The sequence below is a fragment of the Sediminibacterium sp. genome (assembly GCF_051861365.1).
Lineage (GTDB): Bacteria > Bacteroidota > Bacteroidia > Chitinophagales > Chitinophagaceae > Sediminibacterium.
On record NZ_JBHYCW010000009.1, the window covers coordinates 1 to 19,370 of the forward strand.

The 19,370-nt window shown below is 37.0% G+C and carries 15 protein-coding genes and 1 CRISPR repeat array; of the genes, 5 read left to right on the plus strand and 10 right to left on the minus strand.

What is annotated here, in order from left to right:
* The 4 genes from ACTIEV_RS05625 to cas9 form a co-directional block, all read right to left on the minus strand.
* The coding region (locus ACTIEV_RS05625; protein ID WP_439516239.1) for a hypothetical protein at positions 1-201 on the minus strand (201 nt) is incomplete at its 3' end.
* Between the two features lie 684 nt (positions 202-885).
* Positions 886-3,468: a CRISPR direct-repeat array (repeat unit 47 nt; unit sequence GTTGTGATTTGCTTTCAATTTCAGGAACAACGATCTTTGATAACAAC).
* A 113-nt stretch (positions 3,469-3,581) separates the two neighbouring features.
* Positions 3,582-3,920, minus strand: coding sequence for a CRISPR-associated endonuclease Cas2 (cas2, locus tag ACTIEV_RS05630; RefSeq protein ID WP_322195605.1), 339 nt, complete (start codon positions 3,918-3,920; stop codon positions 3,582-3,584).
* A complete protein-coding gene (gene cas1, locus ACTIEV_RS05635) occupies positions 3,917-4,828 on the minus strand; it encodes a type II CRISPR-associated endonuclease Cas1 (protein WP_322195604.1) in 912 nt (303 codons plus the stop codon). Before cas1 ends, cas2 begins: the two co-directional genes overlap by 4 nt.
* Positions 4,829-8,575, minus strand: coding sequence for a type II CRISPR RNA-guided endonuclease Cas9 (cas9, locus tag ACTIEV_RS05640; protein WP_322195603.1), 3,747 nt, complete (start codon positions 8,573-8,575; stop codon positions 4,829-4,831).
* Between the two features lie 208 nt (positions 8,576-8,783).
* Between cas9 and ACTIEV_RS05645 the strand changes: the two genes are divergently transcribed.
* Positions 8,784-9,098: a nucleotidyltransferase domain-containing protein gene (locus ACTIEV_RS05645; RefSeq protein WP_322195602.1), complete on the plus strand. Its 315-nt coding sequence runs from the start codon at positions 8,784-8,786 to the stop codon at positions 9,096-9,098.
* A gap of 185 nt (positions 9,099-9,283) precedes the next feature.
* Here the strand turns inward: ACTIEV_RS05645 and yihA are convergent, their stop codons facing one another.
* The 5 genes from yihA to gpmI all read right to left on the minus strand — a co-directional run bounded on the left by yihA (position 9,284) and on the right by gpmI (position 14,788).
* Positions 9,284-9,916: a ribosome biogenesis GTP-binding protein YihA/YsxC gene (yihA, locus tag ACTIEV_RS05650; RefSeq protein WP_322195601.1), complete on the minus strand. Its 633-nt coding sequence runs from the start codon at positions 9,914-9,916 to the stop codon at positions 9,284-9,286.
* Between the two features lie 74 nt (positions 9,917-9,990).
* Positions 9,991-12,213 (minus strand): TonB-dependent receptor plug domain-containing protein, encoded by a 2,223-nt coding sequence (locus ACTIEV_RS05655; protein WP_322195600.1) that lies wholly within the window; start codon positions 12,211-12,213, stop codon positions 9,991-9,993.
* An 18-nt stretch (positions 12,214-12,231) separates the two neighbouring features.
* A complete protein-coding gene (locus ACTIEV_RS05660) occupies positions 12,232-12,750 on the minus strand; it encodes a hypothetical protein (protein ID WP_322195599.1) in 519 nt (172 codons plus the stop codon).
* A gap of 1 nt (position 12,751) precedes the next feature.
* Complete coding sequence (locus ACTIEV_RS05665) at positions 12,752-13,243, minus strand: heme-binding domain-containing protein (RefSeq protein ID WP_322195598.1); 492 nt, start codon at positions 13,241-13,243, stop codon at positions 12,752-12,754.
* Between the two features lie 24 nt (positions 13,244-13,267).
* Positions 13,268-14,788, minus strand: a complete 1,521-nt coding sequence (gene gpmI, locus ACTIEV_RS05670; RefSeq protein ID WP_322195597.1) for a 2,3-bisphosphoglycerate-independent phosphoglycerate mutase — start codon at positions 14,786-14,788, stop codon at positions 13,268-13,270.
* Between the two features lie 108 nt (positions 14,789-14,896).
* Here gpmI and ACTIEV_RS05675 point away from each other — a divergent pair, with 108 nt between their 5' ends.
* The 4 genes from ACTIEV_RS05675 (at position 14,897) to ACTIEV_RS05690 (ending at position 18,838) form a co-directional block, all read left to right on the plus strand.
* Positions 14,897-15,289, plus strand: coding sequence for a DUF4783 domain-containing protein (locus tag ACTIEV_RS05675; protein ID WP_322195596.1), 393 nt, complete (start codon positions 14,897-14,899; stop codon positions 15,287-15,289).
* 375 nt (positions 15,290-15,664) lie between these two features.
* Positions 15,665-16,528 carry a carboxylating nicotinate-nucleotide diphosphorylase gene (gene nadC, locus ACTIEV_RS05680; protein WP_322195595.1) on the plus strand — a complete coding sequence of 288 codons (864 nt, stop codon included), beginning with the start codon at positions 15,665-15,667 and terminating at the stop codon, positions 16,526-16,528.
* Positions 16,529-16,608: 80 nt separating this feature from the next.
* A complete protein-coding gene (locus ACTIEV_RS05685) occupies positions 16,609-18,501 on the plus strand; it encodes a tetratricopeptide repeat-containing sensor histidine kinase (RefSeq protein WP_322195594.1) in 1,893 nt (630 codons plus the stop codon).
* Positions 18,494-18,838: a translation initiation factor gene (locus ACTIEV_RS05690; protein ID WP_322195593.1), complete on the plus strand. Its 345-nt coding sequence runs from the start codon at positions 18,494-18,496 to the stop codon at positions 18,836-18,838. The genes ACTIEV_RS05685 and ACTIEV_RS05690 overlap by 8 nt, the downstream gene beginning before the upstream one ends.
* A 69-nt stretch (positions 18,839-18,907) precedes the next feature.
* Here the strand turns inward: ACTIEV_RS05690 and ACTIEV_RS05695 are convergent, their stop codons facing one another.
* Complete coding sequence (locus ACTIEV_RS05695) at positions 18,908-19,354, minus strand: (4Fe-4S)-binding protein (RefSeq protein ID WP_322195592.1); 447 nt, start codon at positions 19,352-19,354, stop codon at positions 18,908-18,910.
* Positions 19,355-19,370: the final 16 nt, after the last annotated feature.

Genomic DNA, 19,370 nt, shown 5'->3' on the forward strand with positions numbered 1-19,370 from the left:
TAAACTACTGGCAGCTTTAGCACAACCACCCCACTCAGCATTGAGTTCCCTTGTGCGCTCAAAAGATTTCGCTGTTTTTATTTTTTTCTTGGTAGCACCGCCTTTCATGCGCAGAATTACCTTGTCGCTGTCTTTACGACGATAGGCACTGATATTACCCAAGCTGCCAGTGAATTCGGTGAGGTTTTTAAGGATGGCCATAGGTTGGTTGTAAAGTGGTTATCAATACCTCCATTTTAGCATGTAGGAGGCTTATTCATATCTAATATGGATACAATATATAAATTTTATTAATAAAATACAAGTTTAATATGTATATAAGTCCATTCTTAAAATATGGGCTTATAATGGGCTTATATAGGGCTTATATACGGTTTATATTGGTTTTATTCATGGTACAAGATCATTACTGATACGAAGCAACTATGAAGTATTTGTGACCATTAACTTTTGAAAGTTTTGAAATCTCTCCAAAATTTTAGGGTCTTTAATTATTACAATAGGCTTTTATGGGCCGCAGATTTTTCCATAGGATCCTTTGGATATGATTATTATGATGAGGGCTGATAGAACATTGTTGTTATTAACGATCATTTCCAAATGTTTGTGGAACCACACCTTATGGAAAAATCCGGGAGTCGTCAAAAACCATGAATATTTTGTTGGTTTAAAAAAGTAGCTGCCTTCTTATCATAATGATGGATACTTTCATGTTATCTGCAATAAGATATTTGAAGCATGTGGGCAACATTTATCTTAAAGTAATCTTTATTCGTACAATTTATTTGCCCTTTATAAGCAATACCCCGGGGGGGTAAAAGAAGGTAGCTCCCATTTTATTAAAACATCATCAACCCCGCAGGGGTTGCACTATGCATAAGTGATGTTGTGATTTGCTTTCAATTTCAGGAACAACGATCTTTGATAACAACGCAAACAGAAAAAAGCAATTACAGGACAAGTTGTGATTTGCTTTCAATTTCAGGAACAACGATCTTTGATAACAACGTCTATGTAAGAAACCAAGTCCGCAAACAGGTTGTGATTTGCTTTCAATTTCAGGAACAACGATCTTTGATAACAACTCTTGCTCAGATGTTGTATTCTCCACTCGAGTTGTGATTTGCTTTCAATTTCAGGAACAACGATCTTTGATAACAACGATGAAGAATAAGCGTTGCCCCCTGTACCAGTTGTGATTTGCTTTCAATTTCAGGAACAACGATCTTTGATAACAACCGCAGTGCGCGTTGTACGTTTTGTTGAGTGGTTGTGATTTGCTTTCAATTTCAGGAACAACGATCTTTGATAACAACCGTGACATTTGATTATCGCTTGGCTCATGTGTTGTGATTTGCTTTCAATTTCAGGAACAACGATCTTTGATAACAACGCTTGGCGCTTACGTTCTTGATCGGCTATAGTTGTGATTTGCTTTCAATTTCAGGAACAACGATCTTTGATAACAACGCACCAGCCTTCCGGCCCAACGACCAGTCCGTTGTGATTTGCTTTCAATTTCAGGAACAACGATCTTTGATAACAACACTGTAACCATTAATCAATTGCGCTGTTCTGTTGTGATTTGCTTTCAATTTCAGGAACAACGATCTTTGATAACAACACTACAATTTAAAATGGTAAATCGTCCATTGTTGTGATTTGCTTTCAATTTCAGGAACAACGATCTTTGATAACAACCGGAATAGATCACACCGGCCACCCCTATTTGTTGTGATTTGCTTTCAATTTCAGGAACAACGATCTTTGATAACAACTGCATCTTCACACGGAACGGATAGTACGCAGTTGTGATTTGCTTTCAATTTCAGGAACAACGATCTTTGATAACAACTCAGGAAGCAGACAAACGATTCCTGCGCAGGTTGTGATTTGCTTTCAATTTCAGGAACAACGATCTTTGATAACAACTGACCGGTAGCATCTGCCAGCACTTTGTATGTTGTGATTTGCTTTCAATTTCAGGAACAACGATCTTTGATAACAACTTGCATCCAAATACACCCTGTTGGTTGCTTGTTGTGATTTGCTTTCAATTTCAGGAACAACGATCTTTGATAACAACATCAACGGCACCCATTGATCCTGAAACACGTTGTGATTTGCTTTCAATTTCAGGAACAACGATCTTTGATAACAACCACGCTTGCCGCTATGCCTTCCGCTAATCAGTTGTGATTTGCTTTCAATTTCAGGAACAACGATCTTTGATAACAACTTGGTATTTGGGGGAAAGTTGTATTTTCGAGTTGTGATTTGCTTTCAATTTCAGGAACAACGATCTTTGATAACAACGAAAACCTAGTAGTTGATTATTCTACACCAGTTGTGATTTGCTTTCAATTTCAGGAACAACGATCTTTGATAACAACAGATCATTATAAATAATAGATGCTCTGCTAGTTGTGATTTGCTTTCAATTTCAGGAACAACGATCTTTGATAACAACTTACAGACATGATGCCCATAATGTAACCAGTTGTGATTTGCTTTCAATTTCAGGAACAACGATCTTTGATAACAACTGAACTGTTGCATAAGATCGGGTTGCTGTGTTGTGATTTGCTTTCAATTTCAGGAACAACGATCTTTGATAACAACGATGCACCTTTGAAATAACGCTGTTCTGCTGTTGTGATTTGCTTTCAATTTCAGGAACAACGATCTTTGATAACAACGATGCGTAAATCTCTTTGTTTAATATAGCTGTTGTGATTTGCTTTCAATTTCAGGAACAACGATCTTTGATAACAACGCAATACTTATTGCCTGGCACATTGGTTTGGTTGTGATTTGCTTTCAATTTCAGGAACAACGATCTTTGATAACAACTTGCAGGTTTAGAAAGGCAATACGTAGCTAGTTGTGATTTGCTTTCAATTTCAGGAACAACGATCTTTGGTAACAACTGAAACTGATACCGTTGTTACGCCGGGCGTGTTGTGATTTGCTTTCAATTTCAGGAACAACGATCTTTGATAACAACAGAGATAGTTATATAAAATCAATTGACTGTGTTGTGATTTGCTTTCAATTTCAGGAACAACGATCTTTGATAACAACAACGATACACCTTTTTCCATCCATAGTACAGTTGTGATTTGCTTTCAATTTCAGGAACAACGATCTTTGATAACAACTCCCGCTCCCGGCGCTTTAACCAGTCTACTGTTGTGATTTGCTTTCAATTTCAGGAACAACGATCTTTGATAACAACTGTTAGTTAAATTCATTGTTAAGCATTCTAGTTGTGATTTGCTTTCAATTTCAGGAACAACGATCTTTGATAACAACCACTGTACCGAGGGATATAACCAAAGACTTGTTGTGATTTGCTTTCAATTTCAGGAACAACGATCTTTGATAACAACATGCGTAGATCTCTTTGTTATATATCGCCGTTGTGATTTGCTTTCAATTTCAGGAACAACGATCTTTGATAACAACAGGATTGGCTGAAATGCAATACCGGTAAGGGTTATCAAAGATCGTGTTCGCTGAAAAATGGGCTTCTGAGCGCTTGTTTTATCTGCTGGGTTAAAGTTTAGACTATCCTATTTTTAGAATAATTCTAATTGTTGAGGCGTTTCCAAGGGTTCGGCAGGCTTTTTACCCTGAAAAATCTCAATCATCCCGAATTGTTTGTCGGTGATGGTCATCATGACCACATGCCCCTTCTCGGGTAATTGTTTTTTTACCCTTTTGATATGTACCTGGGCATTTTCCATACTGGGGCAGTGCCGCAAATAAATGGAGTACTGGAACATACCAAACCCGTCTTGCAGCAGTTTCTTTCGAAAATCGGCATAGATTTTCCGGTCTTTTTTGGTGACCACGGGCAGGTCGAAAAATACGATTACCCACATAATTCGGTATGCATTTAAACGGTCTGCTTTCATGGCAGAACGGGATAAGCGATCTTTCGCTGCTGCCCCGCAAAACATTTGGCCAATGAAGTAGCCGTACGCTGCGTGGCTACGAATAAGGGGCTGCTTTCTTCTTCAATCAGCACATCTACGGTAGGCAGCTTGAGTAACTGATTCTTTAAGTCGCGATTGAGCTCCTCCACATGCGAGGTTTTGTCAATAATGTTCCTCACAATTTGATCCACAAATGGTCGGTATGGTTCCATGATATCATCTGCCAAACAATAGGCATTGTACCGGTTCCGGTGAAATATACCCAAGGCAGGTAATAACCCCGCTCCTGTCAAAGCCCTTGCCATGGTTGCCCGGATGATGGCATAACCATAATTCAACAGGTTATTGGGGGGAGGTCCTTCTCTATGCCGGAAGAACTGCCAGGCAGGGGGGAAGAGGTTCTTCCAGTAATGCGCAGATGCTTGTGCTTCATGGTTATCGCTATCACCGCTTTTTACCTTTTGTTTGAGGTTCAATAGTAATTGGCTAGGCAATTGCCATTTTTCAAGTACTGCTGCTTGATTATGAATTTTGGCTTTAATGGTTTGTTGCCAAAGTTGTTTTTTTAAGGGCTCTGTTGCTTCAATTTGAAAACGAAAACGTTCAGTTTGCAGGGTATGACCTTCCAGTGGCATCAATAAAGCACTTGGGTGGTGCTGACTGTTACAGGTAATAACAGCGCTGTTATTGGCTGCCAGTTTGTCTAGCAAGTAATGGGTAATGGTAATTTGTTGGTGTTCTAATACCAAAATACCGATATCTTCTATGGGTACGGTTTTATCCGGAGCCTCTTCCATACCCTTTACACGGGTATAGCTGACTACCAGTTGTTCATTTTGACAGTGAAGGTGACAAGGGCTTTCTATGCAAATAGTACGTTTTATCATCTACAACCTTATAATTCTACCTAAACAATCAACTTTTATTTTGACAGGATTCAGTTTTAAAAATCCATTAAGGCTTGTACGATAGTATCTTTTAGAATCTTTCGCTGTCGTAACTTTCTTTAAATCAGAATTCTTTGTCTCAAGATGATGCCTAAACCAGTAATCATTATCTGCTATACTCCAAACCAAGTAAATGAAATTACTTAGTAGTGAATAATCGTTATTAATAATTGCCGTTTCTAGTTCTTCATTATGCATACCTAGAATAAACATTTCGTTTTGTTGCAATACATATTCTAGCTTTAAATTATCTTCTGGTAATTTCTCAATAAAAGAGTCAGGTAATTCTTTGTTGATAATATCAGTCCATATTTGATTGGAGTCTTTAATAATTACGGCTATTTTAAATTTTAATCTTTCTACTGCATGCCAAAAAGTACATGAATGCTCCGAAAATTCACCAGAGCCGTTTTTATAAATGGCTATATGATGATTATTACCGGGTTTTACAAAGCCAATATCATTTCCTTTTTTATCTTTTGAAACAGGTTCAACAGCAGACAAACCTGTGAAGCTTCTTACAGTTCTAATCTGATTTTTTTTCTCTTCGTTAAACCAAACAGGTTCTTTAAAAGCTTCTTTTTCCTTACCATCAAATTTTGCTAAATGCTTTTGAATAATGTCTCTTACTCCTTTGTCAACAATAAAATCAATATCTTTTGCTTTTAAAGATTGTAATGGGTATTTAATCACATACTCATCTTTGAAACAATTACCAAATTCGATAGCAATTCCTTTTGTTGTTAATAGTGGATTCTTTTTTGTTGATTGAATAGCCTTTTTCGTATCCTGATTAAATTCATTCAAACGATCTATAATAAGCTTTTTAGTTTCCAGTTCAACAATCTTACTGGGATTTTCAAATAAGTACTTTAAAGGTTTATTTTTTTCAATTTTTTTGATTTTACCGTAAACAAATTCTTCACTAAGGGCACCTCTTGGTACAATGATATTCTTTTGAACAACCTGCTTTATTCCGTTTATTTTAACTTTTCTGATACCCTTAGTTGCTACTTTTTTTCCAGATTTAAATGAGATGATAATTTTTGATGCTTCTTTTTCAACTTCTGAGGTGCTAAAGGGGCTTTCTTTAATTAAGTATTGTTCTAGCAGATTTCTCTTTTCATCGAAAACTAGAGCAGATTCAAGAATTTCTTTCCGCATTGCATCTTTTGCATCACTAGAACTTAGAGTATTAATTCTTTGAATATAGCCTTGTTTTGTACATGCGACTACTAAAGCATCAATTGCATGATGTCTGTGGTCATCTCGTTTTGTCCACTCAATTATTTCTTCTTTTTTATGTTTTTTTCTACCATGATCACTTGTCCACTCTTTGATCTGAGTTAAGCCTAATTCTTTATACTTAGGCAACTGGAGGTTCATTAAAACATCATCCCAACCCCATAATCTTCTTAACTCAGCAGTTACGGTGCCTTCTGTTGTTGATACTTTGTTGCAGATGTTTTCGAAAATATATCTTGCTTTTCTTGAGATATATTGCGTTTCCCTCAATTGTCTTTCGATGAAGCTTTCCCAAAGCTTTATATCAGAATCAGTTTGTTTTTTTTTAGATTTTCTTTCTAAATATTCTTGATAAGAAACTTTTAATCTCTGCATCTTAGAATATGATAAAATCCCCCTTTTAAACCATTCATCTACACGTTCAATATATCCGTTTAACTCAGATTCCCCTTTTTTGGCTATGAAATCATAAGCTGTTTGATTGGTTTTGGAGGCATTACAGCTTCTATGTACAAGCACTTTATTTGTTTGTGAATCATCAAAAAGCAATGATTTTGGAACTATGTGATCAACATCAAAATTATCACCAGTTAAAGCTTCGGCTATGCTAAATGATTTGCCACAATAAATACAAGTATTTTCAACGTGTGCATCTTTTAAATTTCTACTCTGTGATGGGAATATGAACTTATATTTTTGTATGTATCGTTTAGTTCCAGGTAAGCCGAATTCGGACAATCTATTGGCAATCTCTGCATTCAGCCTCTCATTGGCTTTATTTCTTTGTTCTGCTTGATTCCTTTCATCTTTACTCTGCTTCAATTCTCTTGCAAGCTCAACCCTAATTTCATCAGGCTTTCCAAAACGATTAATTATTGCATTAACTATATTTATGGATTGATTTAAAATTTTTTCAACTACAGGCTGTCTCAAACTATTTTTAGGTAAGAGTTCTAATTTTTCCGCAATTACTCTTTTCTGATTTTCTTCTTTTGTCAGACTTTTGCTATGATTATACCCAGCAAATTCGCATGCATCAGAATAAACATGTCCCCGCATTAGATAGGGTAGTATTTTCCTAATCGCTTTAGAAGACTTATTGCCAAAACCCTGCTTCGTAAAATCTATTTTCGACAGTTGTAACGCTATTTCATTATCAACACCTAATTTTTTTATTAATACTTCTTGACATTCCTTTTCTTCTTTAATTGAATATATTGTATGCCAAAGCTGATATAACGGCTCTACTTCAAACGATGAAGACACTTCGGCATATAGTTCTTCACAAAGAACTTCTCCCGTTTTTCTATCTACTAACTGCTTCGCGTCTTCTTTAGTGATTATTTTCAGATCGAATTGCAGATGCTTTTTATCGATCAGTTTCTTTAGTATAGTGACAGTTGTGTTTCCCTGCAATCCATTTATAATTTGTTTATTTGCATAAACGTCTTCCTTTCTAAGACCTAAAATTTTCAACAGCTCTGCATACGTTAAATTTTCATTTTCATTTAGATACTTAGATATAGTATTTTTCTGTTCTTGAGAAGGATAAAAGTCTAACCATTTATGCTTAGATATTTCAGGATTTTTGACTTTTAGACTTAAATTATTAATGGTCTCCAAAATCTTGCACAACTGGAATAATGGAGATGATTTTGGAGCAACTTTAGGACCTACAAATATTTGCTTTCCAGTCTTATCTTTTGTCCAAAATCCTACGAGTTCGCATTTGCTTACAAGAGCTTTTTGCGATTTAAGTGGGCGTTGGTAATAAATAATTTCAAACTTGATTTTATGGATTAAATCCTTTGTAATAATTTCTGGATAATGATGTGACTGCTCCAGCATTATGGAATCATATTCTTCAATATATGCTTCTCGCGGAAAGACCTGCTCCTTTATTCTATAATACTCGTTAGCTTTGAGCTCTTGGTAGAATTTTTCACCAATAGTAAATCCTAAATCTTTTAAAGTCTGATACCTTCCTTTTACCGTTGCAACGTAATCTGTATCCTTTTTATCCATGTTTGCATCAGTTCTTGAACTTTTATATCCTCGTTTTTGATTTAAGTGATACAAAACACGACCAATTTCTGTTAATGAAATTTTCTCTTTAACAGCTTTAGCCCTTAATCCCCAGAGTTCTAAACTACTTAGTTTAAAAAGTTGCTCATCAAACATTTTACGTTCAAGTAAAACCCTTGTCAAATTTGCCCTTCGTTGCTGATAGCGATCATAGCCTTTTCTTTGGGTTCTTTTAATTGTGCGGGTTTGATTTTTTGATATTTTATTGCCAGTTGAAAACTCAGTCTTCTCATCTGTATTCAGTGGTACAATACGCGAGCCCATTCCTAGAATTTTTTTATTTGATTCTAATTCTTCAATTAAAGCCCATCCAATTGATGTAACACCCAAATCAAGCCCTAAAATTTTCTTGCTCATATAAAAAATCATTTATAGTTTTATAACTGAAAGCAAATCACAATAAGGATTATTCCGTTGTGAAAACATTTAAGCCGCCTCGTCTTACAATACGGGGCTTTTTTATTCAGATCTGTTATAAGATCGATGGAAACATATGGGGAATAACAATATAGAAATATATTTTAATATTCAAAACTTTTTCCCTGTTTTTTTAATAATTTTAAGTATGCGTAAGTTGATACATGAAGATATCAAACGATCTATCCACAGTTTTTTGCCTGGGGCGAATGTTATATTATTCGGTTCACGGGCACGTGGAGAGGCTTCTGTATCAAGTGATGTAGACCTGCTGATCGTTACCGATCAGGATTTAGATAGCAAGTCCAAGTTAGGGTATGAAAAAAATATACGAAAACAACTTACACATGATTTTGAAACCCCCTTCGATATCATTCTTCAAACAAGAAATGAATGGGCTGAAAAAAAACTGTTATTAGGTCATATTGTATATTATGCAACCAAAGAAGGCATCACATTATGACATCGCCGGAAAGAGGATCAACTTTTAGAAAGTTTCGAAACTTTCCAAAAGTTTTCAAGCTTTTATAGGCCGCAGATTTTTTATGATTATTATGATGAGCGCCGATAGATTACCATCATAAACCATCATAAAAATCTGCGTTCCATCACTGATTTTTATCATGTACCCTAGATGAAAGCTAAATCCTAAGACCCTTGAAACGCTTGATTACATTGTTGAATAAATTCCAACATTTCTTCTCTCCCCAATTTCTTCTCCGCACTCGTCACAAAATGTCTTGGCAAAAACTGCCAACTCTCTCTAAGGGTATCAAAAAAAGCTTTGATATTTCTTTCTACAACCGCGGGTTTTTCCTTATCGGTTTTGGTGAAAACCAATGAAAATACAACACCCCATTTGTCTAGCTGACTAATAAACTCCAGATCATTTTTTTGTGGACCATGTCTGCTATCGATCAACACAAATATTTGAGTAAGATTAGTTCTCTTTCTAAAGTATCCTTCAATCATCTGTTCCCATCTTCTTCTATCACTCTGAGATCTTTTAGCATAACCATAGCCGGGCAGATCCACCAGATACCATTGTTCACGAGGTCCTTTTTCTGCTGCGCTGCTTTCAATGACAAAATGATTGATGAGTTGTGTCTTTCCCGGCGTAGCAGAAGTTTTGGCCAGACTTCTTTGTCCCGTGATCATATTGATCAAGGATGATTTACCCACATTACTTCTTCCAATAAATGCATACTCCGGTTTGTCCGGTTTGGGACATTTATCGAAAGTGGGACTGGATATTAGGTAAGAGGCTTTACGGATCTGCATGCTGCAAAGTAACTAAAAGCCCGCTGATCTTTCGTCAGCGGGCTTTAAAACAATACAATAGATAGTTAGCGTGATCAGAAATCTACTTTCAATGAAATAGACAGATTTCTTCCCGGAGCAGAAATACCACTGGCAAAATAGCGGTAATTCTTATCGGTAAGATTCTCTAATAATAGTACCGATTGTAGTTTTTTAGTGATAAACAATCCTGCTCTCAGGTTCAAAGTAAACCATGAAGGCATTCCATCTGCTGTTGCATATTGTAAATTGTCTTCTCCGTTCGGATTATAATCTTTTAATCTCTTCCACCCATTGAATAAAGTATAAAATTCTGCATTCCAAGTGTCCTGTTGTGTTTTAAGACCTATTCTTCCATATACCGGTGGAATATGATCTAATGGAACCTTCACTTTGTTTTGATCGGTATATCTTCCATAGGTATAGGTAAATACTCCATCTATCGCTGTTCCTTTTGCAATGGTAAGAGAACCGTTTAAACTAAAGCCTGTTACATAAGCACTGGCTTTATTTTGATTGGCAAATACAGCACTGCGTACACCACTGTATAAAATACTGTCTTGTCCATTAAACTTGTATTTATCCAGCACAAGTGCATTTCTGAAAATGGTATAAAATAATGAAGCACCTAATGAAAATGCTTTGGTTTGTTTGGCAATACTCAGCTCTCCATTGTATGTATATTCAGGTTTGATATTAGGGTTGGGTACTACTACAATACCGGTTCTGGTATCAAACACTTTCGACAGATCATCTACATTAGGAGTGCGGAAACCACTGCTAAGAATCATGGCTAGTCGGAAATTGTCTTTTGTAGCATATACCAGTCCAATATTTCCTGTAACGGCGATATTATTTTGTTGCGCCTTATTAAAGGGGAAATGCATAAGCGTAGTATCTGCAAACCTGGCATCCAATCTTATCAAATTCAATCTAATGCCATCGTTCAAAGTCCACTCGTCAGTGATCTTATACGTGTGTTGTGCGTACAATGCATTAGATGCCATTTTTGTAGGACCATCAGCATATCGGGTAGTAATTCTGCTCAGTGCTCCGGTTACAATATTGCGGCGTTCTGCTGTTGAACGAACGAAATTGGTATAACTTTCAGCGCCTACATGAAGTTCATGTTTACCCTTGTAGTGTTTCGCATCAAAATTCAATCCGAATACATTGATTTTTTCCCATCGATAATCTTTATTGTTATTATTGAATCGACGTGTTATTCTGCTCTCCTCGATATCCTGAAAACTGGCAGTGAGTTTCAAGTCTTGAAAAAAGCCATATTGTTGGGAAACATTGAGATGATAGGATGCCAAGTTGCGTAACTGCGGACCGTAATACCATTCGGCAAACACAGGTGCTGCCAATGTGCCTTCACTGAGTCGATCATAACGAGGGATATCTCCTGTATTGGAAAACTGAAAATTAAAAATGTGATCAACTTTATCAGATGCTTTGTATAAAAACTTCTGTAATACATCTATCTGTTCATAGCCGGAGGGCGTTTGTTGATTAGGGTTGGGATTAGGAACAGCTATATCTGTATTCCCGACTCTTTGAACAAGAAATGGTTTTAAACCAAAAGCAGGGTATTTACTGTTTCTGTTCTTACCCTGTCTCATATCACCAAAAGTTCCGTATGTCACTGATGTCAGCGATGCCCATTTTGTTCCACCAATATTGAATATGACATTACCTCTTTGTTCATCAATGGCGCTGGTATAACGAAGCGTACTGCTGCCGGAAACTTCTGTTGTTGTACCGCTAGATAATTTTGGATTTCGGGTGTACATACTCACTACACCACCTAAGGCATCACTACCATACAGTGTTGATGATGGACCATACAATACCTCCATTCTGTCGAGAATCATATTGTCGATGGTAATGACATTCTGTAGATGTCCGGCTCTGTATATAGCATTGTTCATCCTGATTCCATCAACGGTAAGCAATACACGACTTGCTTCAAAACCACGTATTACCGGACTGCTACCCCCTTGCTGACTTTTTTGTACAAATAAAGTTCCGGTATTGATGAGGATATCGCCGGTATTGGCCTGCATATTCAATGTATTCTTGTCTCGGATACTTTTTACAGTTTGAGCAACACGACCGGATCTTTCGGCAAATTTGTTTGCATATACGGTTACTTCATTCAGATTAACGGACTCGTTATCTGTTGAAATGCTGTCTTTTTTTTGTTGTGCTTGTAAGTGTATATTGAATAGTAGACACGACCATAAAGTACATGTCCACCCCATATTTATTCGCATGGATGTACTGTTTAATAATTAAGAAAATGATGTTCTAAACAGTATTTGCTTTGGCGGGGGTGCGATGAGGTCTGGTTGAAATTGTGGTTTCCAAGAAACAATATCAGTAGCATAACAAGTGCGAAGGAAAAAACCTGTACTAGTTACTTGAACTGAAGACGAAATTTGATCACTTATAAAACAAAATGAAAAAGAGAGTATTCTACTTGCTCCTTTATTTTTATGAGCAGCTTTATCCATCAAAGCATGCAATTTATGCTCCTGATAATCGTATAAGCCTTTTACGGTGTAAGTTCCATCTGCTTCTTTGCGGATGGAACTTACATCGAACAGAGTACCATTTACAATGATTTCTTTATTTTTTTTATACCAACGTAGATGTTTGACCCGAACAGTAGAAAGCTCTTTGGTTTTAAAAGCTTTTTTTACATCTGATCGTATTTGATTTTGTTGATGATGAAACAATACAAATCCTGTCATTGGAGATAACACCAATAATAAAAAGAAAATTGCTATACACTTACGTAATACAAGCAACTCAGTTCTTTTTTCTGATCAGGCTGTCTAATGGATATTTAGCTTTCATCGTATCCATTACAGACTGCGCCCAGTTTGTTAAAACAACGCGTTCGTCATCAGTAAGTTTGGCATCACGGTGTACCCATGTATAAGAATTCAACGGCATTTCTTTTTCTTTTACCTGCTCAATCACTTCTTCCATTTTATGATATTGTCTTCTCAGGTTATAAGAAGTATAAGCATCAAAGTTCAAATGAGATTTACCTTCTTTAACATGATCATCTAACCACCATGCAACCGGTTGTATTTTTGAATACCATGGATAAACAGTATTATTGGTATGACAATCGTTACAGGCTTTTACAAGAATGGCATTTACATTTTCAGGAACAGTATACAGGTTTTTGATATTGCCTGATATATCGGTAGAGGCATTGGCTTCAGGACGAATAAACTGTATGACTACAAGGGCGATCAAAAGCACCCACAAAATTTTTTTGACAATTTTCATGATTGGTTTGGGTTGTTTATGCGTTTAAATTAAGACATTTCCCGTCATTTCAGCAGGAATCGGAAGATTCATCATTGTTAAGATGGTAGGGGCTAAATCACCTAATTTGCCGGGCTTGATGGCTCCTTTCCATTCCTTATCAATGATAAAGAATGGAACGGGGTTTAAGGTATGTGCTGTATTGGGACTACCATCCTCATTAATCATAAAATCAGCATTGCCGTGGTCTGCAGTCAGGAAAATAGTATAGCCTGATGCAAGTCCGGCAGTTACTACGCGTTTTACACAGCTATCTACTGTTTCAGCGGCTTTCATAGCAGCACTGAAAACGCCGGTATGTCCAACCATATCTGTATTTGCATAATTCAAACAAACAAAGTCAACTGCTCCTGCTTCAATTTCAGGAATCAGTTGATCTGTAATTTCAACAGCACTCATCTCAGGCTGTAGATCATAAGTAGCTACTTTGGGAGAGGGCACCATGATTCTTTTTTCACCTTCAAAAGGTACTTCCCTGCCGCCGCTAAAAAAGAAAGTAACGTGCGGATATTTTTCTGTTTCAGCAATACGTATTTGTCGCTTACCATGTGCTTCCAATACTTCACCAAGGGTATTGGTAAGGTTATCATTTTCAAAAATTACATTCACTTTTTTGAACTTCTGATCATACTGCGTCATGGTAGTATAATGAAGTTGTAAAGGCTGCATCCCTTGTTCCGGGAAGGCCTGTTGTGTAAGTACTTCTGTGATCTCACGGCAACGATCGGTGCGGAAGTTGAAACAAATCACTGCATCACCTTCTTTGATAGTGGCGATGGGTTGTTGTTGTTCATTGGTAATAATGGTAGGCAAAATGAATTCATCGGTAGTGCCATTTTTATAAGCGTTCTCAATGGCGCTTACAGCACTTGTAGCGGTGGGGCCTACCGCATTCACCAAACAATCATAAGCCAGTTTTACCCTTTCCCATCTTTTATCTCTGTCCATTGCATAATACCTGCCACTAACTGTTGCAATGGTGCCTACCGACTGTTGTAAATGAGCTTCCAATTCTTTCACAAAACCCAGTCCGCTTTTTGGATCGGTATCTCTTCCATCGGTAAATACATGAATAAAAACTTGGGATAACCGGTTCTTTTGACAGAGATCGCAAATGGCTTTTAGATGATCAATATGTGAATGAACACCACCGTCGCTTACCAGACCGATCAGATGCAGTGCTTTTTGATGGGTTTGGGCATACGATAATGTTGCTAAGAAATTGGCATTGTTGGCCAATTCCCCTGTCTTAACAGCTACATTGATACGTTGTAATTCTTGATACACAATTCTTCCTGCCCCCAAATTCAAATGGCCCACTTCGCTGTTGCCCATTTGTCCTTCCGGTAACCCAACTTCTTCACCACAGGTAATCAATGTTGTATTTGGATATTGCTGATATAAAGAAGACACAAAGGGTACATTTGCTTGTTGGATAGCATCAGCACTTGCGGTTTTACCTAAACCCCACCCATCCATGATGAGGAGAATGACTTTTTTATTCATATTAAAAAATGATATGGTTTATTAATTGCTGATTAGGCATTAACTTTAACTGCATTCAAAGTTGGCATGTTTTTGGCACATTATAATAGTGAATACAAAATAAACTGTATGAAAACATTTTTTTTGACTGTGGGATGGGCGTTTTTAGCCATGTCTTTTGTAGTTCAGGAGAATAGTCTGGATCAGATCTTTAATGCTTTTAAAAAGGCTGATACAGAAGAAATTGCTCAATCTTTTGATACTTATGTAGATCTGAAATTTCTGGATAAAGATGAAATTAAAAATATCAGTAAGAATCAGGCTTCCATTGCGCTAAAGACTTTTTTCACAGAGAATGCAATTACGGGCTTTGAAAAACTATCCAATCGAGATTTGGGGAGTACCACTTATCTGGTCGGTAAACTCGTTTCGTCTGACAAGAATAATAAAGGATATAATATCACTGTACTGATCAAATCACAAGCTGCCAAGTTCAAGATTATTTCGCTACGAATCAGTTAATCTTATAACGTGATTGCCTATTTATATATTTCTATATTCTAAAGCTGTAGTAAAAAGACTAAGGCACGAGTGATGATCAATAAATAATTTTTAATCAGTCCTTGTGGACGGGCCTCATTGGGGTCGGTGTCAAGCGTAGCTAAGACAGATCATCCGCCGGGGCGGATGATCAGAGGTCAATGTCTGCCTGAGGCGGAGTAACAAGGACGGGGCCATTCGGCACGGGAGCAATATTTAGTTTCGACATTTTGCGTGATTGATTTTAAATGATATGAATATGTTAATCTCGTATTGAGATTCGCCGCCTGTTGTTTTTAAGAGAACAATAGGCGGATTATTTTTATAGGGTCCATGAATATATTTTAGTTTTGTTGTATGAACCATTTTGATGAACACTTAAAGATATTGGTAACTGCAGCACTAAAAGAAGACATTGGTGAAGGAGATCATTCCACCTTAAGTTGTATTCCTCGGGATCAGAAAGGGAAAGCAGTCTTAAAAATCAAGCAAAATGGCATTTTAGCAGGAGTAGAGATTGCCAAAAAAATATTCAGCATGCAGGATCCTGATGCTGTATTCACAATACATAAGTCTGATGGTGACGCTATGCAAGAAGGAGAAACGGCTTTTGAAGTATCAGCGTCTATTCATACCATTCTTTCCTGTGAAAGACTGGTATTGAATTGCATGCAGCGAATGAGTGGCATTGCAACACTTACCCGTCAATACACGGAACGATTAAAAGGATATAACACGCGTCTATTAGATACACGTAAAACAACACCCAATTTTCGCTTGTTGGAAAAAGAGGCAGTAAGAATAGGAGGTGGGGTTAATCATCGATTTGGATTGTATGATATGATCATGCTAAAAGATAATCATATAGATTATGCGGGTGGTATTATACAAGCTATCGATAAAGCATATGATTATGTAACACAATATCATCCTCACTTAAAAATTGAAGTAGAAACAAGAACATTATCGGATGTTGAGTTGGTTTGTACCAAAGCCACGGGTAAAGTATTTAGAATTATGCTGGATAATTTTATGCCTACCCAAGTAAAAGAAGCCGTAGCATTGATCAATGGTCGTTTTGAAACGGAAGCAAGTGGTGGTATTACCTTACAAAATATACAAGCCTATGCAGCTACAAATGTTGACTATGTAAGTGTAGGGGGACTCATTCATCAGGCACAGAGCTTGGATCTGAGTTTGAAAGCGGTTATTATCGCATAAGGCTGTTGGAAAATAAGCGGGTTTAGCGTATCTTGGTCTTCATCTAATGATGTTTGCTTTTGAATACGCCTTTTTTGCTCATGATGATAAGATCAATTCCTGTACTATTCCTTCTGTTACTCTCTGGAATAATCAGTGCACAAACACCCAAGGCTGATTCTTTGATACTTATATCCAAAACAATTCAACAGGATAGTACTTATGTAAGTGTACTGAATCAGATTGCAGAGGAACTCTCAGATAAAGACGCAGATCAATCTCTCGATTTTGCCATCAAAGCCCAACTACAGGCGATAAAGATCAAGGATGTACCCGGATTGGGAAAAGCGCTCAACAATATCGGTTGGGCTTACTACCGTAAGGGTGATTACTCAAAGGGGTTTGACTATGCCCTACGGGCACTTCGAATCAATGACTCTTTGCAATTGCTGTCTCAACTAGCAATTTCTTATCGAAATGTAGGGGCTATTTATAACTCACAAGCCAAGTATCGGGAGTCGATGGATTATTTTCATAAGGAAATGAGTATTCATGCGAAACTCAATAATCCTTTAGGAGTGGGTAGAAGTTTGAATAATATTGCATTCTGTGCACATCGTGCAAAAATCAAAGATTCTGCGATCATTTTCGGACACGCAGCTTTAGAGCATAACTCTAAGTTGGGAGATCAGTACCTGATAGCTTTTAGCTTACGTACTTTGGGCGATGTATATTTTGAAGAAGGTTCCATTGACCGCTCTATTGATTATTTTTTAGCTTCATTAACAGCAGCTCGAGCAGCTAAGAGTAATTTCATTATTGAAACATCGCTGTATCGATTGGGAAAAGCATACCAGCGAAAAAAACAATGGAAAGTATCAATCACTTATTTACAAGAAGCAGTAGCTGTATCGAAAATATTAGGAGCCAAAAGTGAACAAGCAACGATTCAGAAATTATTGGCCTTCTCATATGCACAAATAGGTGATTACAAAAAAGCATACGAATCACAAGCGATACATGTCGCATTAAACGATACCCTTTTTGAAGAAAGAAGCCGAGCCAGATTTGCACAAATGCAGGTTGCTTTTGAGACAGAGAAAAAACAAGCTGAGATCAATCTTTTAAAAAAAGAAGATGAGGCTCAGAAAGAAAAAATCAAGGATCAACGTTTATATACTTTCTTATTATTAGTAGTAGTGGCGCTTGTGATGGCTCTCTGGCTCGTATCTTGGAGAAGAAATCAATTTAAACAACTTGCTAATAAACAATTACGATTACAGAAAGCGGCTTTGGAGCAAGCATCTTTTCAAAAAGACAAAATATTTTCTATTCTTTCTCATGATCTTCGAATGCCTATTTCGTCATTGAGTGGGGTATTGCAGTTAATTGACAAACAAAGTTTATCAGAAGATGCATTTACAAAGATCAAGCATGCGTTGGGCAAGCAAATTACATCACTGAATACTACATTGGACAATCTGTTATTATGGTCTCGTAATCAGATGGAAGGGGTAACAGATGTTCAGGCGAGTGAATGTTCCTTGTATGAAATGGTAGAAAATAATTCTCACTTGCTCACCAGTGCAGCCAATCAAAAGAAAATTGTTATTCATAATGATGTATCCATTACTGCAAAAGCCTATGCTGATGTGCATCATGTTGATATCATTCTCAGAAATCTATTATTGAATGCACTTAAATTCACGGAAGAAGGGGGCAGCATTACTGTTCAATACCGCGAAGATGAGCATATGGCGATATTAGATATTATAGACAATGGTATTGGTATGACAAAAGAACAGATCGGGAAATTATTCAAGGTCAATACCCATTTTACAACTACGGGTACAAAAAATGAGAAGGGTGCGGGTCTTGGCTTGCTATTGTGTAAAGAGTTTGTAGAGGCCAATCATGGAACATTATCTGTGAAAAGTGAGCCCGGAAATGGATCTCAGTTTTCAGTTACTTTGCCAAAATCTAAGTATGTCTAAGAAATTCAAATCAGACAGCAACGGTTTTATCTTCAGCACAGATCCGAACTTTCAATTTCAGCCGGAACGGGAAGAAGAACCGGATACGCAGGCTCCTACTCAGCAAATGCTGCGTATTTTATTGGATAAAAAGCAAAGAGCCGGTAAATCGGTGACCTTGGTAACAGGTTTTATCGGTAAAACAGACGATCTCGAAAAACTAGGAAAACAACTCAAAAATTTTTGTGGAACAGGCGGTTCTGTGAAAGACGGAGAAATAATCATTCAAGGAGACCAACGAGAGAAAGTATTACAATGGTTGTTAAAGAATGGGTATGCTAAGAGTAAGAAACTATAAAAACAGCAGAATGATGAATATTGAATAATGAATATCCAACTTCGATATTCATTATTCAATATTCATCATTTATTCTGCTTCAAATCCTACTTTTCTATGTGTTCCATCACAATAAGGTTTATTAGATGATTCTCCACAACGGCATAATGCCGTGGTTCCTTGTTTGATTTCTTTTCTACCATCGCTGTGGGTGATCTCACAATCGGTAGTGATCAATATTGGACCGTTGGGTTTAATTTGAATATTCATAATGCTTGCTACTTCCGACTGAATATCTTTTTCTGCTGTATTTTCTCCCGTTGTATTCATAAAATAACTCAAGGCGCCACTCGGACATTTTCTTACCTGTTCAATGATGGCATCGGTTGTTGCGCCTTCTATATTGACCCAAGGTTTTTTCGCCGGATCAAATACTTCTCTCAATTGAGTCCAGCATATTCTGCTATGAATACATGTATCCGGTTTCCATACAACGGTTACCTCATTGTTTGTGTATTTGAATGTGGATTTGGGCATAGAATTTTCTTATTAA

What these genes read in the sequence shown, in the direction of transcription:
- cas2 (WP_322195605.1), bottom strand. Translation starts at nt 3,920, where the DNA reads ATGAAAGCAGACCGTTTAAATGCATACCGAATTATGTGGGTAATCGTA.
- cas1 (WP_322195604.1), bottom strand. Translation starts at nt 4,828, where the DNA reads ATGATAAAACGTACTATTTGCATAGAAAGCCCTTGTCACCTTCACTGT.
- cas9 (WP_322195603.1), bottom strand. Translation starts at nt 8,575, where the DNA reads ATGAGCAAGAAAATTTTAGGGCTTGATTTGGGTGTTACATCAATTGGA.
- ACTIEV_RS05645 (WP_322195602.1), top strand. Translation starts at nt 8,784, where the DNA reads ATGCGTAAGTTGATACATGAAGATATCAAACGATCTATCCACAGTTTT.
- yihA (WP_322195601.1), bottom strand. Translation starts at nt 9,916, where the DNA reads ATGCAGATCCGTAAAGCCTCTTACCTAATATCCAGTCCCACTTTCGAT.
- ACTIEV_RS05655 (WP_322195600.1), bottom strand. Translation starts at nt 12,213, where the DNA reads ATGCGAATAAATATGGGGTGGACATGTACTTTATGGTCGTGTCTACTA.
- ACTIEV_RS05665 (WP_322195598.1), bottom strand. Translation starts at nt 13,243, where the DNA reads ATGAAAATTGTCAAAAAAATTTTGTGGGTGCTTTTGATCGCCCTTGTA.
- gpmI (WP_322195597.1), bottom strand. Translation starts at nt 14,788, where the DNA reads ATGAATAAAAAAGTCATTCTCCTCATCATGGATGGGTGGGGTTTAGGT.
- ACTIEV_RS05675 (WP_322195596.1), top strand. Translation starts at nt 14,897, where the DNA reads ATGAAAACATTTTTTTTGACTGTGGGATGGGCGTTTTTAGCCATGTCT.
- nadC (WP_322195595.1), top strand. Translation starts at nt 15,665, where the DNA reads ATGAACCATTTTGATGAACACTTAAAGATATTGGTAACTGCAGCACTA.
- ACTIEV_RS05685 (WP_322195594.1), top strand. Translation starts at nt 16,609, where the DNA reads ATGATGATAAGATCAATTCCTGTACTATTCCTTCTGTTACTCTCTGGA.
- ACTIEV_RS05690 (WP_322195593.1), top strand. Translation starts at nt 18,494, where the DNA reads ATGTCTAAGAAATTCAAATCAGACAGCAACGGTTTTATCTTCAGCACA.
- ACTIEV_RS05695 (WP_322195592.1), bottom strand. Translation starts at nt 19,354, where the DNA reads ATGCCCAAATCCACATTCAAATACACAAACAATGAGGTAACCGTTGTA.